This is a genomic window from Nocardia wallacei (assembly GCF_029868745.1).
Classification (GTDB): Bacteria; Actinomycetota; Actinomycetes; order Mycobacteriales; family Mycobacteriaceae; genus Nocardia; species Nocardia wallacei_B.
Genome location: NZ_JARWOP010000153.1, coordinates 43,813 through 57,770, shown reverse-complemented (window position 1 = coordinate 57,770; position 13,958 = coordinate 43,813). Strand labels below are relative to the sequence as shown.

The 13,958-nt window shown below is 69.5% G+C and carries 12 protein-coding genes; 10 read left to right on the top strand and 2 right to left on the bottom strand.

What is annotated here, in order from left to right; all coding sequences use genetic code 11:
- Nucleotides 1-174: 174 nt before the first annotated feature.
- From QH470_RS12835 to QH470_RS12800, 8 genes are all read left to right on the top strand, one after another.
- Nucleotides 175-570, top strand: coding sequence for a TIGR02611 family protein (locus QH470_RS12835; RefSeq protein ID WP_342228436.1), 396 nt, complete (start codon nucleotides 175-177; stop codon nucleotides 568-570).
- A gap of 45 nt (nucleotides 571-615) precedes the next feature.
- Nucleotides 616-1,275: a (2Fe-2S)-binding protein gene (locus QH470_RS12830; protein WP_280272554.1), complete on the top strand. Its 660-nt coding sequence runs from the start codon at nucleotides 616-618 to the stop codon at nucleotides 1,273-1,275.
- 169 nt (nucleotides 1,276-1,444) lie between these two features.
- Nucleotides 1,445-3,505, top strand: coding sequence for a threonine--tRNA ligase (gene thrS / locus QH470_RS12825; protein ID WP_280272553.1), 2,061 nt, complete (start codon nucleotides 1,445-1,447; stop codon nucleotides 3,503-3,505).
- Nucleotides 3,498-4,118: an ATP adenylyltransferase gene (locus QH470_RS12820; protein ID WP_280272552.1), complete on the top strand. Its 621-nt coding sequence runs from the start codon at nucleotides 3,498-3,500 to the stop codon at nucleotides 4,116-4,118. Before thrS ends, QH470_RS12820 begins: the two co-directional genes overlap by 8 nt.
- Nucleotide 4,119: 1 nt before the next feature.
- Nucleotides 4,120-4,788 carry a phosphatidylinositol phosphate synthase gene (pgsA, locus tag QH470_RS12815; RefSeq protein ID WP_280272551.1) on the top strand — a complete coding sequence of 223 codons (669 nt, stop codon included), beginning with the start codon at nucleotides 4,120-4,122 and terminating at the stop codon, nucleotides 4,786-4,788.
- Between the two features lie 48 nt (nucleotides 4,789-4,836).
- The gene (locus QH470_RS12810; RefSeq protein WP_280272550.1) at nucleotides 4,837-5,865 is read left to right on the top strand and encodes a phosphatidylinositol mannoside acyltransferase; all 1,029 of its coding nucleotides are present in this window, start codon (nucleotides 4,837-4,839) and stop codon (nucleotides 5,863-5,865) included.
- Nucleotides 5,862-6,986: a glycosyltransferase family 4 protein gene (locus QH470_RS12805; RefSeq protein ID WP_280272549.1), complete on the top strand. Its 1,125-nt coding sequence runs from the start codon at nucleotides 5,862-5,864 to the stop codon at nucleotides 6,984-6,986. The genes QH470_RS12810 and QH470_RS12805 overlap by 4 nt, the downstream gene beginning before the upstream one ends.
- On the top strand, nucleotides 6,986-8,026 hold the full coding sequence (locus tag QH470_RS12800; RefSeq protein WP_280272557.1) for an NUDIX hydrolase: 1,041 nt from the start codon (nucleotides 6,986-6,988) through the stop codon (nucleotides 8,024-8,026). The genes QH470_RS12805 and QH470_RS12800 overlap by 1 nt, the downstream gene beginning before the upstream one ends.
- 2 nt (nucleotides 8,027-8,028) lie before the next feature.
- On the opposite strand, the gene QH470_RS12795 is transcribed toward QH470_RS12800, so the two are convergent.
- The gene (locus tag QH470_RS12795) at nucleotides 8,029-8,316 is read right to left on the bottom strand and encodes a hypothetical protein (protein WP_280272548.1); all 288 of its coding nucleotides are present in this window, start codon (nucleotides 8,314-8,316) and stop codon (nucleotides 8,029-8,031) included.
- Between the two features lie 251 nt (nucleotides 8,317-8,567).
- Here QH470_RS12795 and QH470_RS12790 point away from each other — a divergent pair, with 251 nt between their 5' ends.
- Nucleotides 8,568-9,005, top strand: coding sequence for a pyridoxamine 5'-phosphate oxidase family protein (locus QH470_RS12790; RefSeq protein WP_280272547.1), 438 nt, complete (start codon nucleotides 8,568-8,570; stop codon nucleotides 9,003-9,005).
- A 363-nt stretch (nucleotides 9,006-9,368) separates the two neighbouring features.
- Nucleotides 9,369-10,271 carry a pyridoxal 5'-phosphate synthase lyase subunit PdxS gene (pdxS, locus tag QH470_RS12785; protein WP_280272546.1) on the top strand — a complete coding sequence of 301 codons (903 nt, stop codon included), beginning with the start codon at nucleotides 9,369-9,371 and terminating at the stop codon, nucleotides 10,269-10,271.
- A 7-nt stretch (nucleotides 10,272-10,278) separates the two neighbouring features.
- On the opposite strand, the gene dnaE is transcribed toward pdxS, so the two are convergent.
- Complete coding sequence (gene dnaE, locus QH470_RS12780; RefSeq protein ID WP_280272545.1) at nucleotides 10,279-13,815, bottom strand: DNA polymerase III subunit alpha; 3,537 nt, start codon at nucleotides 13,813-13,815, stop codon at nucleotides 10,279-10,281.
- Nucleotides 13,816-13,958: the final 143 nt, after the last annotated feature.

The following is a 13,958-nucleotide window of genomic DNA, read 5'->3' as shown; positions in this document are numbered from 1 at the left end:
CCCCGCCCCCCCCCGCCCTCCCCCCCCCCCCCGCGTCGTCGCTCAGCCCCCCCCCCCCCGCCCCCCCCCCACACAACCCCCGCGGGGCGGGTATGACGATGTTGGATATGCCCAGGGCGGCGCGCGGGGCGGTGATCATGGGCGCGAGGGGCGCGGATCCGTAGGGTGGTGATCGTGGTTTCCGAGTTCAAATCCTGGCGCGCGTCGGTCGCCGAACGGCCGACGCTGAACCTCGTCTATCGGGTCGTGGTCGGGGTGCTGGGGGTCGCGGTGCTGGCGGCCGGGATCGTCGCCATTCCGTACCCGGGGCCCGGCTGGCTGATCGTGTTCGCGGGGCTGGGCATTCTGGCGACGGAATTCGTCTGGGCGCATCGACTCCTGGAATGGACGCGGGAGCGCTACCGCCGGGTCATGGACTGGTACGCCGGGCAGGGTCTCGTGGTGAAGACGCTCGGGGCACTGCTGACCTTGGCCGTGGTGCTGGTGACGCTGTGGTTGCTGGGCACGTTCGGCTGGGTCGGCGGCTGGTTCGGGCTGGACTGGGACTGGTTGCACAGCCCACTGTTCTGAGGGTTCGATCAAGAGGTTCGATCACATCGGCGGGAACGGAGTCGGATGGACATGGTCGCGGAATCGGTGGCGGCGGCGCGCGGTGCGGTGGTACCGGGCACGACGCTGACCAGACCGCAGTGGTTGAGCGAGCGCATCGCCGACATGGGAATCTCCTGGGGCACCGGCAACTCCCGCGTCGCGGGCACCCTCTGGTGGTGCATGGCCGCCTCCTCTCTCGTCGACCCGATCGCCACCGCCTACGCCGAGGGCCGCGACGCCACTCCGCCCGAACTCGAACAGCTCCGCTGCGAGATCCGTCCCGACGGCGGCGTGGAACGCGTCGTCGTCGTGGACGCGACCGAGCGGGCGAGCGATCCGGCGGATGTCGGTCCCGCCCTGCGAAAGACGTTGGGGCGCATCATCCCCGCCGTCGCCGAGGTCTCGGGAGCGGGTGCCGCGTCGCTGTGGGCGATCGTGGCCGACGCGATCGGCAACCGTGCGCTGGACGCCGGAGACGCCGAGGCCGGGGCACGGCTGGCCCGCGAGGTGGCCGGGCGGCTGCCGGTGCCGCGATTCACCGACGTCGGATCGCGCACCTTCGTCCGCCGGATCTCGTGCTGCCTGGTCTTCGAGGTCCCGGGCTGCCAGATGTGCACGTCCTGTCCCAAACGTCCCGCCGCCGAGCGGCAGACCCTCCTGGCGCGGCTGGCGGCCGGGGCCTGAGGCCGCGACAGGCGAGGTCCATCGCCACATGCTCGGGATGCTCCCGATAGCATGGTCGCGCCGGGCACTTCCGCGTGTCCGGCCTGGACTTCCGAGTCCGGCCGCGGGGAATCCTCGCGGCAGACACAGCGGGCAGCCCGCCCGCCCGAACCTCAAGGAGAGCGCAGCCGTGACCACCTCAGCCCGCACCACCCCGACCGCCCTCGTTCGGGTGCCGGCCGGGACGACGGCGGGCGCCGCGGTGCGCGAGGCGGGCCTGCCCACCAAGGGCCCCGACACCGTAGTCGTCGTGCGCGACGCGGAGGGCAACCTCAAGGACCTGTCCTGGATCCCCGGCACCGACGTCGAGGTCGAGCCGGTCGCCGCCGACACCGAGGACGGCCGCAGCGTGATCCGGCACTCGGCCGCGCACGTGCTGGCGCAGGCGGTGCAGCAGGAGTTCCCGGAGGCCAAGTTGGGCATCGGCCCGCCGATCAAGGACGGCTTCTACTACGACTTCCAGGTGGACCGTCCCTTCACCCCCGAGGATCTGGCCAAGCTGGAATCGCGGATGAAGAAGATCGTCAAAGGCGCCCAGCGCTTCTCGCGCCGGGTGGTCGAGGTCGAGGAGGCTCGCGTCGAGCTGGCGAAGGAGCCGTTCAAGCTCGAGTTGATCGGCGACAAGTCCGGCATCGACGACCCGGAGATCATGGAGGTCGGCGGCAACGAGCTGACCATCTACGACAACCTCGACCCGCGCACGGGCGAGAAGGTGTGGGGCGACCTGTGCCGCGGCCCGCACATCCCGACCACCAAGTTCATTCCGGCGTTCAAGCTGACCCGCAGCTCCGCCGCCTACTGGCGCGGTGACCAGAACCGCGAGGACCTGCAGCGCATCTACGGCACCGCGTGGGAGTCGCAGGAGGCCCTCGACGCTCACCTGCACCTGCTGGAGGAGGCCGAGAAGCGCGACCACCGCAAGCTCGGCCTGGAACTGGACCTGTTCTCCTTCCCCGACGAACTGGGCTCGGGCCTGCCGGTGTTCCACCCCAAGGGCGGCATCATCCGCAAAGAGCTCGAGGACTATTCGCGCCAGCGGCACGTCGAGGCCGGCTACGAATTCGTCAACACCCCGCACCTGACCAAGGCCCACCTGTTCGAGGTGTCCAAGCACCTGGACTGGTACGCCGACGGCATGTTCCCGCCCATGCACCTGGACGCGGAGTACAACGAGGACGGCACCGTCCGCAAGCCCGGCCAGGACTACTACGTCAAGCCGATGAACTGCCCGATGCACAACCTGATCTTCCGGTCGCGCGGCCGGTCGTATCGGGAACTGCCGCTGCGGATGTTCGAATTCGGCTCGGTGTACCGCTACGAGAAGTCCGGCGTGATCCACGGCCTGACCCGGGTGCGCGGCATGACCCAGGACGACTCGCACATCTACTGCACGCAGGAGCAGGTGGTCGAGGAACTCACCAGCATTCTGCGGTTCGTGCTCGACCTGCTGAAGGACTACGGCCTCGACGACTTCTACCTCGAGCTGTCCACCAAGGACCCGAAGAAGTACGTCGGCTCCGACGAGCTGTGGGAGGAGGCCACCGCCACCCTGGCGCGGGTCGCGGAAACCTCGGGCCTGCAACTGGTTCCGGATCCGGGCGGGGCCGCGTTCTACGGCCCGAAGATCTCGGTGCAGACCAAGGACGCGCTGGGCCGCAACTGGCAGATGTCGACCATCCAGCTGGACTTCTTCGAACCGGAGCTGTTCGAGCTGGAGTACACCGCCTCCGACGGCACCAAGAAGCGCCCGGTGATGATCCACCGCGCGCTGTTCGGCTCGATCGAGCGGTTCTTCGGCGTGCTCACCGAGCACTACGCCGGGGCGTTCCCGGCATGGCTGTCGCCGGTCCAGGCGGTCGGCATCCCGGTCGCGGACGCCTTCGTGCCGCACCTCGAGGACGTCGTGGCGCGGCTGCGGGCCGCGGGCGTGCGCGCCGAGGTGGACGGCAGCGACGACCGGATGCAGAAGAAGATCTTCAACCACACCGCCCAGAAGGTGCCGTTCATGCTGGTGGCGGGCGAGCGCGACGTGACGGCGGGGGCGGTGAGCTTCCGGTTCCGCGACGGCACCACGGTCAACGGCGTGCCGGTCGCCGATGCCGTTGCCACCGTGGCGGATTGGGTCCGCCGCCGCGAGAACGCGTCGCCGACGGCGGCGGGATTCGAGATCCGGACCGGTGGGAATGAGTGAGCGAACCGTGGACGAGGCTGTATCGCACCAGGATTCGGCCCGCCCGGAGCCGATCGTGGACACCGGCGCGGGTGATCCCGACCGCCTGCAGCGGCTGTGGACGCCCTACCGGATGTCCTACATCACCGGGGCCGTGGCCGACCGGGACGCGCGCAAGACCGACGCGGGCGCCGAGCCCGCGAGTTCGGGGCATCCGTTCACCGAGATCCCGAAGATGTCCGACGAGGACGGCCTGGTCATCGCGCGCGGTGAATGGGTATACGCGGTGCTCAACCTGTACCCGTACAACCCGGGCCACATGATGGTGGTGCCCTACCGCCGGGTGGCCAACCTCGAGGACCTCACCGCCGAGGAGAGCGCCGAACTGATGGCGTTCACCCAGCGGGCGATCCGGGTGATGAAGCAGGTGTCGCGGCCGGAGGGATTCAACGTCGGCCTGAATCTCGGTGGCGTGGCGGGCGGTTCGCTCGCCGACCACCTGCACCAGCACATCGTCCCGCGCTGGGGCGGGGACGCGAATTTCATCACCGTTGTCGGCGGAGTGAAGGTGATGCCGCAACTGTTACGGGAGACCAGGGCTCTGCTGGCCGGTATGTGGAAGGACGTCGAGTAGCGTGCTCAGCTTCTTCGGTCGTGAGACATTCGCCAAAGCGACTGCGCCCCTGGGCAAGGCGCTGGTGAGTACCGGGCTCACGCCCGATGCGGTCACGCTGATCGGCACCACGGCCTCGATCGTGGCGTCGGTGACGTTGTTCCCCACCGGACATCTGTTCTGGGGCACGATGGTGATCTGGTTCTTCGTCATGTTCGACATGCTCGACGGGGCGATGGCGCGGGCGCGCGGCGGCGGCACGAAATACGGTGCGGTGCTGGACGCCACCTGCGACCGGATCGCCGACGGCGCGGTCTTCGGCTCGCTGGCCTGGTGGTCGGTCTACCACGCGCAGAGCAAGCATCTGTTCGTCGCGACTTTGGTGGTGCTGGTGACCTCGCAGGTGATCTCGTACGCCAAGGCGCGCGCGGAGGCCAGCGGGCTGTCGGCTGACGGCGGGCTGATCGAGCGGCCGGACCGGCTGGTGATCGTGCTCGTCGGCGCCGGATTCACCGGCATCGGCGGCTACTGGGACATCGAATGGTTGTCCTACGCGGTGTATCTCGCGATGTACGTGCTCGCCGTGCTGAGCGTCGTCACGGTGTGCCAGCGGGTCTTGGCCGTCCGCAACTCCGCCGGCGCCCGCGACGTGATCGCCATGCCGGGGCGGGCGCAGGGGGAGGGGCAGTGAACGCTCGAGCAACGGCGGCGCCGGAGTCGGTGGCATAGGGGCAGTGGGATGAGCGGTATGAGATCCACGCTGACCGACCGGGCGTACGCGGCGGGGTGGCGGCTGGTCCGGGGCCTGCCCGAGCCCGCCGCGCGCCGCCTGTTCGATGTCGGGGGCGACTGGGCCGGGCGCCGGGCGAACCGCGCCACGCATCGCAGCGGCACGCCGAACCAATTGCGCCGCAACCTTTCTCGCGTGCTCGGCGTCGACCCGATGGCCGTGCCCGACGAGCTGATCCGGGACAGCATGCGCTCCTACGCCCGGTACTGGCGCGAGGCGTTCCGGCTGCCGACGCTGGATCACGCGACGCTGGCGAGATCACCGCTGATGCCGCCGGCGATCGGGATCGAGAACGTCGACGCCGCGCTGGAGCGCGGGCGCGGCGCGGTGCTGGTGCTGCCGCATTCGGGGAACTGGGATATGGCCGGGGTGTGGCTGGTCCAGCACTACGGCACCTTCTCCACGGTGACCGAACGGCTGCGGCCGGAATCGCTGTTCGAACGGTTCGTCGCCTATCGGGAAAGCCTGGGCTTCGAGGTATTCCCGCACACCGGCGGTACCCAGCCGCCGTTCCCGCAGCTGGCGGAGCGGCTGCGGCAGAACAAGATCGTCTGCCTGATGGGCGAGCGCGACCTCACCGGCAAGGGCGTGCCGGTGACATTCTTCGGCGAGCGCACCTGGATGCCCGCCGGCGCGGCCAAACTGGCGATCGAGACCGGCGCCGCGATGCTGCCCGTGCACGCCTGGTACACCGTCGATGCCGCGGGCAACGAGGGGTGGGGTCTGAAGACGGATGCCCCGCTGGATGTTTCGCGGGGCGTGGGCCCGGCAACCCAGGCCATGGCGGACTGGTTCGCGGCGAATATCGCCTTGCACCCCGCCGACTGGCACATGCTGCAGCCCATGTGGGAGGCGGACCTCTCCGAGGCCCGCCGCGCCCGGATCGCCGCGGCCCAGGCGGCACTCGGCGCGGACGGTCGCGCGAGCGCGGACGTCAGCGCGCGGGACGGTACGGCCGCGGGAGACGAGGCGGTATGAGAATCGGCATGGTCTGCCCGTACTCGTTCGACGTACCGGGTGGAGTGCAGTCCCATGTCGTGGAGCTGGCGGAGGTGCTGATCGAACGCGGGCACCGGGTCAGCGTGCTGGCGCCGGCGGCCGAGGACACCCCGCTGCCCGCCTTCGTCGTCTCCGCGGGCAAGGCTGTCGCCATTCCCTACAACGGGTCGGTGGCGCGGTTGTCCTTCGGGCCCACCGCCTACAACCGGATCCGGCGCTGGATCGCCGACAACGATTTCGACGTGCTGCACATCCACGAGCCGAATGCGCCCAGCCTGTCGATGCTGGCGCTGAAGATCGCCGAGGGACCGATCGTGGCGACCTTTCACACCTCGACCACGAAATCGTTGGTGCTCAGCACCTTTCAGGGGGTGCTGCGGCCCTACCACGAGAAGATCAGCGGGCGGATCGCGGTCTCGGAGCTGGCGCGGCGCTGGCAGGTGGAGGCGCTCGGCGGCGACGCGGTGGAGATCCCCAACGGCGTCGACGTCCCCGCCTTCGCGCACGCCCCGCTGCTCGAGGGCTACCCGCGGCCGGGCGGGACGGTGCTGTTCCTGGGCCGCTACGACGAACCGCGCAAGGGGATGGCGGTGCTGCTGGGCGCGCTGCCGGAGCTGGTGCGCCGCCACCCGGAGGTCGAGATCCTGATCGTCGGGCGGGGCGACGAGGAGCGGCTGCGGCGCGAGGCCGGTGAGCTGGCCGGGCACCTGCGCTTCCTCGGGCAGGTGTCGGACGCGGAGAAGGCCTCGGCGATGCGCAGCGCCGAGGTGTACTGCGCGCCCAATCTCGGTGGCGAGAGCTTCGGCATCGTGCTGGTGGAGGCGATGGCGGCCGGGACCGCGGTGGTGGCGAGCGAACTGGACGCCTTCCGCCGGGTGCTGCGCGACGGGACGGCGGGAATGCTCGTCCCCATCGGCGATTCGGCGCGGCTGGCGGCCGCGCTCGGCGAGCTGCTCGGGGCCGCCGACCGCCGGGAGAGTCTGATCCGGGCGGCGAATCAGGTTGTGGGCGAATACGACTGGCCGGTGGTCGCCGAACAGATCCTGCGGGTGTACGAGACGGTGACCGTCGGCGACACCCGGGTGAGGACCGCCGGATGATCACCTTCTCCGCGACCACGATCCTGGTCCTGGCGCTGATCGCCGCGCTGATCGTGGCGGCCGGCGTGTGGGCGTACTCGACGGCGAATCGGCTGGACCGCCTGCACGTGCGCAGCGATCAGGCGCGGCACGCGCTCGAGGCGGCGCTGGCCCGCCGCGCGGTGGTGGCCCGCTCGGTCGCGCTGGCGCTGACCAATACCGGGTCCGAGGCCGTCGGCGAGCAGGCCCGGCGCCTGCACGCCCTGGCCGCCCGCGCCGAACGCGCCGACTGGACCGATCGCGAGACCGTGGAGAACCAGCTGGCCGCGGCGCTGACCGGCATCGACATCACCCTGCTGCCGCCGCAACTGGTGGCCGAGCTGGCCGACGCCGAGGCGCGCGTGCTCATCGCCCGCCGCTTCCACAACGACGCCGTGCGCGACACCCTCGCCCTGCGCACCCGCCGTCCGGTCCGGCTGCTGCACCTGGGCGGTACCGCGCCGCTGCCTACGTACTTCGAGATCGCCGAGCGGGTCACGGCCGCGGCCACCACCGGGCTCGAGGTGGACACGGTGCGCACCTCCGCGCGCGTGGTGCTGCTCGACGAGCAGGACCGGGTGCTGCTCCTGCGCGGCCACGATCCCAAGACGCCCGACCTGCCGTTCTGGTTCACCGTCGGCGGCGGCATCGAACCCGGGGAGACCCTGCGCACCGCGGCGGTGCGGGAACTGTGGGAGGAGACGGGCCGCGCGCTGGACTCCACGGCGTTGCGCGGGCCGATCTGGCGGCGGGTCGCGGTCTTCCCGTTCGACGGCGAACTGGTCCGTTCGGAGGAGCTGTTCTTCGTCGCGCGCACCACGGCGTTCGAGCCGCGGGCCGCGAATCCGACGGTGTGGGAACGCCGCTGCGTCACCGACGACAAGTGGTGCACCGCCGAGGACATCGTGACACTGGATGCCATGGGGGAGACGGTGTATCCGTACCATCTCGATCAGCTGCTGCCGGAGGCGGCGGCCGTCGCGGGCAGCGATGCCGAGCCGGAGGTGCGTTCGATCCGCTGAGTTCAGCGGGCCATGGTCATCGCCAGCATCGCGAGGCCCGCGTCGCGGATCATCCCGTCCAGGTCGTCGAGGAGCACCGTGGTGGCCGATTCGGACCCGCCGGACAGCGCCCTGAGCGTGTGCAGTTGCAAGCCGACATCGAACAGGTGCCGGACCAGGCGGTCGTTGGCGTCGGCGAAGGCCACGGCGTCGCCGGACGGTGGCGGCGCGGGGGTGAACAAGCCGTACGGGGGAAGCGTCGAATCGGCGATCGAACCGGTCGGCCGGTCGGTCAGCAGGACATCGTCCATGTCCGGACTCCTGACTCGCTGTCGAGCCGAATCCTCTGACGTGGTGCGGGATTCGGAGGTCGATGGGCACAACGACGTGCTCACGAGTCTACGGTTCCCCACGGCGGCCGCTAGAGTCGTTGGTCACCGACGAGGCGTCGACCCCCGGGGGAATCCCATACTTCGCGCCCGGTTCCGCGTTTCCCGCGCCGTCGCCTCGCCGACGTGGAATTATCGGTGGCGCAACAGGTTCGACGATCTCCGAGGTCATCGTGGAGGAAACGCTCGGCTCACGTGAACTGTCGACCGCCCAGTCGCTGCGGTTGCTGTCCGGCGTGCGGTTCGGCCGGGTGGTGTTCTCCCGCTACGCCCTGCCGACGATCCGCCCCGTCAACCACGCCGTGGTCGACGACGCCATCGTCATCTACGCCAACCCCGGCACCACGCTGAGTTCCGACCGCCAGGTGGTCACCTACGAGGCCGACACCCTCGACCCGGCCACGCTGCTCGGCTGGTGTGTCGTCGTCACCGGCGCCGCCGAGGAACTGACCGACCCGGAGGAGATCCGGCGGTGCCGCCGAGTACTCCCGGCCGCCTTGCCCGGACCCCGGGACCGGATCATCCGGATCCACCCCGACATCGTCCTCGGCATCGAATACCTGGCTCCCACGGCGGTCGGCAACTCCGACCCCGGGTGGCCGCCGGACTGAAGTCCTGTGGCGAACGTCATGTTCGGTTATGGTCGGAGTCGGTTTGCCGACCGCGCACCCTGGCGAACCGGTATCTGGAGGTGAAGTACCGCATGCCGATGTCCTACCTGCTCTACGACTTTCTGCTGCCCTATCTGGGCAACGAGGCCGCCACCTACTGGGCTCAGTTACTGGTGATCAACCCGATCTGATCGCATCCGTCCCGTAGCGGCGAGATAGCGGGAACTCCTGGTCCTCGCGGGTGCGGGTGTGGTCGGCAGTCCAGTGCTCTCGGACTGGCTATCTAGTGGCCTGATCGACCCGCCTAGAATCGTGTCGTTCGATTCCGTATGACCCGATTACCCCGATGATCAGGAGTTTGCCGTGACTACGCCCGAAACCAGCCCGACGACCGGCACCGCCCGCGTGAAGCGCGGCATGGCCGAGATGCTCAAGGGCGGTGTGATCATGGACGTCGTCACCGCGGAGCAGGCCAAGATCGCCGAGGACGCCGGGGCGGTGGCCGTCATGGCGCTGGAGCGGGTGCCCGCCGACATCCGCGCACAGGGTGGCGTGGCGCGCATGAGCGACCCGGATCTGATCGACGGCATCATCGGCGCGGTGTCCATCCCCGTGATGGCCAAGGCGCGGATCGGCCACTTCGTGGAGGCGCAGGTGCTGCAGAGCCTCGGCGTCGACTACATCGACGAGTCCGAGGTGCTCACCCCGGCCGACTACGCGCACCACATCGACAAGTGGCAGTTCACCGTGCCGTTCGTGTGCGGCGCCACCAACCTGGGCGAGGCGCTGCGCCGGATCACCGAGGGCGCGGCCATGATTCGCTCCAAGGGCGAGGCCGGCACCGGCGACGTGTCCAACGCCACCACCCACATGCGCAAGATCCGCCAGGAGATCCGCCGCCTGCAGTCGCTGCCCGAGGACGAGCTGTTCGTGGCCGCCAAGGAACTGCAGGCGCCCTACGAACTGGTCCGCGAGATCGCCGAGACCGGCAAGCTCCCGGTCGTGCTGTTCACCGCCGGCGGTATCGCCACCCCGGCCGACGCCGCCATGATGATGCAGCTCGGCGCCGAGGGCGTGTTCGTCGGCTCCGGCATCTTCAAGTCCGGCAACCCGGCCCAGCGCGCGGCCGCGATCGTGAAGGCCACCACCTTCTACGACGACCCGGACGTGCTGGCCAAGGTGTCGCGCGGCCTGGGCGACGCCATGGTCGGCATCAATGTCGAGGAGATCCCGGAGCCGCACCGGCTCGCCGAGCGCGGCTGGTAACGGCCCGCTACTGCAGGCAGGCCGGGCCGAAGAGGGCCTTGAGTTCGCCCATCAGGGCGGGGGAGGGCTGGACGCGGTAGCGCGGGTCGATCGCGAGCAACTGCGGGCCCTTCCTGCCCACCAAGCGAATTCGCACCTCGGTCGGTCCGGGGTGGTGCTGGAGGGTCTCGCGGAGGCCGCGGACGGCCGCGGGTGTGCAGGCCGGAACGGGAATGGTCACGGTGATCGCGCCGGCCGCCGCGAGCCCGGCCAGCTCCGGCACGCTGACCTGGTCGCCGAGCAGCGACATCCGGCCGTCCCGGATGCTGACGTGCGCGGTGACGAGCAGCACCGCGTCCTCGGTGAGGGCGGTGGCCGCGCTCGCGTAGGCCGCGGGGAAGAACAGGATCTCCACGGCCGCCTCCAGATCCTCCAGCCGCACGATCGCCCAGGGTTCGCCCTTCTTGGTGACGCGGCGGTCGACGGCGGCGACGAGCCCGCCGACCACGACCTTCCTGCCGTGCCCCACCCGGCCCTCGACGAGCGCGGCGATCGGGGTGTCACGCCGCGCCGCGAGTGCCTGTGCCACCTCGTCGAGCGGATGTCCGGAGACGTAGAGCCCCAGCATCTCCCGCTCGAATCCCAGCAGTTGCCGGGTGTCCCATTCCCGATCCGGCACCGGCACCTCGAAAACCGCGGCGGCATCGCCTGAGTCGTCCACCGATCCGGAGAACAGGTCGAATTGCCCACGCGCCGCGGCCTTCTTGGTGCCCATCGCGGCGTCCACGGCCTCGCCGTGCACCAGGTACAGGCCGTGGCGCGGATGGTGCAGCGAATCGAAACCGCCCGCCTTGATGAGTGATTCGACCACCTTCTTGGCGCAGGCGGTGGCGTCGGCCTTGGCCAGGTAATCGGAGAAACTGGTGAACGCGCCGGATTCCCGTGCCCGCACGATGGATTCGACCACCGGCTCGCCGACATTGCGCACCGCGCCCAGCCCGAACCGGATATCGGCGCCGACGCAGGTGAAGGTGGCGGCGGACTCGTTGACGTCCGGGGGCAGCACGCGGATGCCGCGTTTGCGGCAGTCCGACAGGTAGATCGCGGACTTGTCCTTGTCGTCGCCGACCGAGGTCAGCAGCGCCGCCATGAACTCGGCCGGATAGTTCGCCTTGAGATAGGCGGTCCAGTACATGACCAGGCTGTAACCGGCGGCATGCGACTTGTTGTAGGCGTATCCGGCGAACGGCAGCACCGCGTCCCACAGCGCCGTGACCGCCTCGTCGCGATAGCCGTTGCCGCGCATGCCGTTACGGAAGTTCTCGAACTCCTGGGCCAGCACCTCCGGCTTCTTCTTGCCCATCGCGCGGCGCAGCAGATCCGCCTGCCCCAGTGAGTAGCCCGCCACCCGCTGCGCGAGTTGCATGATCTGCTCCTGATAGACGATCAGCGCGTAGGTTTCCGCCAGGATCTCTCGCAGCGGCTCGTCCAGGTCCGGGTGAATGGGCGTGACCGGCTCGCGTCCGTTCTTGCGGTCGGCGTAGGCCCAGTGCGCGCCGACTCCCATCGGACCCGGCCGGTACAGCGCGTTGGACGCCACCAGGTCGTTGAATTCGGTGGGCGCCATCCGCAACAGCAGCTCCCGCATGCCGGCCGAATCCATCTGGAAGACACCGAGATTGTCGCCGCGGGCCAGCATGGCGTAGGTCTTGTCGTCGTCGAGGCCCAGGGTGTCGAGGTCGATCTCGATGCCGCGGTTGTCTCGGATATTGGTCAGGCAGTCGCCGATCACCGTGAGCGTGCGCAGGCCGAGGAAGTCCATCTTGAGCAGGCCGATCGCCTCACAGGAGGGATAGTCCCAGCCGGTGATGATCGCCCCGTCCTGCGGCCGCTTCCACAGCGGGACGACGTTCATCAGCGGTTCGCTGGACAGGATGACCGCGCAGGCGTGCACGCCCGCGCCGCGCACCATGCCCTCCAAACCCACCGCGGTGTCGTAGATCCGGCGCACGTCCGGATCCGCGTCGAGCAGTGCGCGGACCTCGGCCGCCTCGCCGTAGCGCTCGTGCGCGGGGTCGGTGATCCCGGCGACCGGGATGTCCTTGGCCGCCACGGCGGGCGGGAGCGCCTTGGTGATCCGGTCGGCGAGGGCGAATCCGGGCTGCCCGAAATGCACGCGCGCCGAATCCTTCAGCGCCGCCTTGGTTTTGATGGTGCCGAATGTGATGACCTGCGCGACCTTGTCCGCGCCCCAGCGTTCGGTGGCGTAGCGGATCATCTCGCCGCGGCGGCGGTCATCGAAATCGATGTCGATATCGGGTGCCGAGGGCCGCTCGGGATTGAGGAATCGTTCGAACAGCAGGCCGTGCTCGATCGGATCGATATTGGTGATGGCGAGGGCGTAGGCGACCAGCGACCCGGCGGCCGAACCGCGGCCCGGCCCGACCCGGATGCCCACCTCGCGGGCGTGCGCCACCAGGTCGCCCACCACCAGGAAATAGGCCGGAAAACCCTTGTCGCGGATGATGTCCAGCTCGTACGCGGCCCGCCGCAGATACTCCGCGGGGACTCCGGCGGGGAAGCGCCAGCGCAGGCCAGCGTCGACCTCGTGGCGCAGCCAGCTGTCCTCGGTGTGTCCGTCCGGGACCGGGAACACCGGCATGCGGTCCCGGAACTCCCAGATGTCGTCGTACGGTTCGATGCGCTCGGCCACCGCGAGGGTGGCGTCACACGCGCCGGGCACCTCGCCGTCCCACAGCGCCCGCATCTCGGCGGCCGACTTGAGGTAGTAGCCGTCGCCGCCGAACCGGAAGCGGGTCGGATCGGACAGGGTCTTGCCGGTCTGCACGCACAGCATCGCCTCGTGCGCCGCCGACTGCTGCTTCAGCACGTAGTGACAGTCGTTGGTGGCCAGTGGTGTCAGGCCCACCTTCTCGCCGATCGCCAGCAGGTCCGCGCGCACCCGCCGCTCGATCGACAAGCCGTGGTCCATCACCTCGAGGAAGAAGTTCTCCGCGCCGAAGATCTCCCGCCACCGCCCGGCCGCGTCGTACGCCGCGTCGAATTGCCCCAGGCGCAAACGGGTTTGGACCTCACCGGACGGACAACCCGTGGTCGCCATGATGCCCTCGGCGTGCTCGGCGATCAGCTCGGCGTCCATCCGCGGCCACTTGCCGAGCTGCCCCTCGAACGAGGCCAGCGACGACAGCGTGAACAGATTGCGCAGGCCCACCGCGTTTCTCGCGAACATGGTCAGGTGCAGGTAGGCGCCGGATCCGGAGACATCGTCGGACTTCTGCGACGGGTCGCCCCAGAACACGCGCTTGCCGGAGAACCGGGACTCCGGGGCGACGTACGCCTCGATCCCGATGATCGGGGTGATCCCCGACGTGCGCGACTGGCGGAAGAATTCGGCGGCGCCGTACATGTTGCCGTGGTCGGTCATGCCGACCGCGGGCATTCCGAGGCGCTCGGCCTCGGCGAACAGCGGCGCCACCTTCGCCATGCCGTCGAGCATCGAGTACTCGGTGTGGTTGTGCAGATGGACGAAGGACGCGTCGCTCATCGAATCACCCTGTGGTCGATCGGGGTCGGAATCGGTTGTGCGGACACACCGGTTCCGGCCGTGGCTTATCGGCTAGATACGACCAGGTGAGGAGGCAGTCAGTCGAACAAGAGACACGCTAGGATGCACAACCGTCGGTTGTA

Bases quoted from the DNA above. Each gene is read 5' to 3' on its own strand.
- dnaE (WP_280272545.1), bottom strand. From the start codon at position 13,815: ATGAGCGACGCGTCCTTCGTCCATCTGCACAACCACACCGAGTACTCG.
- QH470_RS12795 (WP_280272548.1), bottom strand. From the start codon at position 8,316: ATGGACGATGTCCTGCTGACCGACCGGCCGACCGGTTCGATCGCCGAT.
- QH470_RS12810 (WP_280272550.1), top strand. From the start codon at position 4,837: ATGAGCGGTATGAGATCCACGCTGACCGACCGGGCGTACGCGGCGGGG.
- QH470_RS12820 (WP_280272552.1), top strand. From the start codon at position 3,498: ATGAGTGAGCGAACCGTGGACGAGGCTGTATCGCACCAGGATTCGGCC.
- QH470_RS12830 (WP_280272554.1), top strand. From the start codon at position 616: ATGGACATGGTCGCGGAATCGGTGGCGGCGGCGCGCGGTGCGGTGGTA.
- QH470_RS12805 (WP_280272549.1), top strand. From the start codon at position 5,862: ATGAGAATCGGCATGGTCTGCCCGTACTCGTTCGACGTACCGGGTGGA.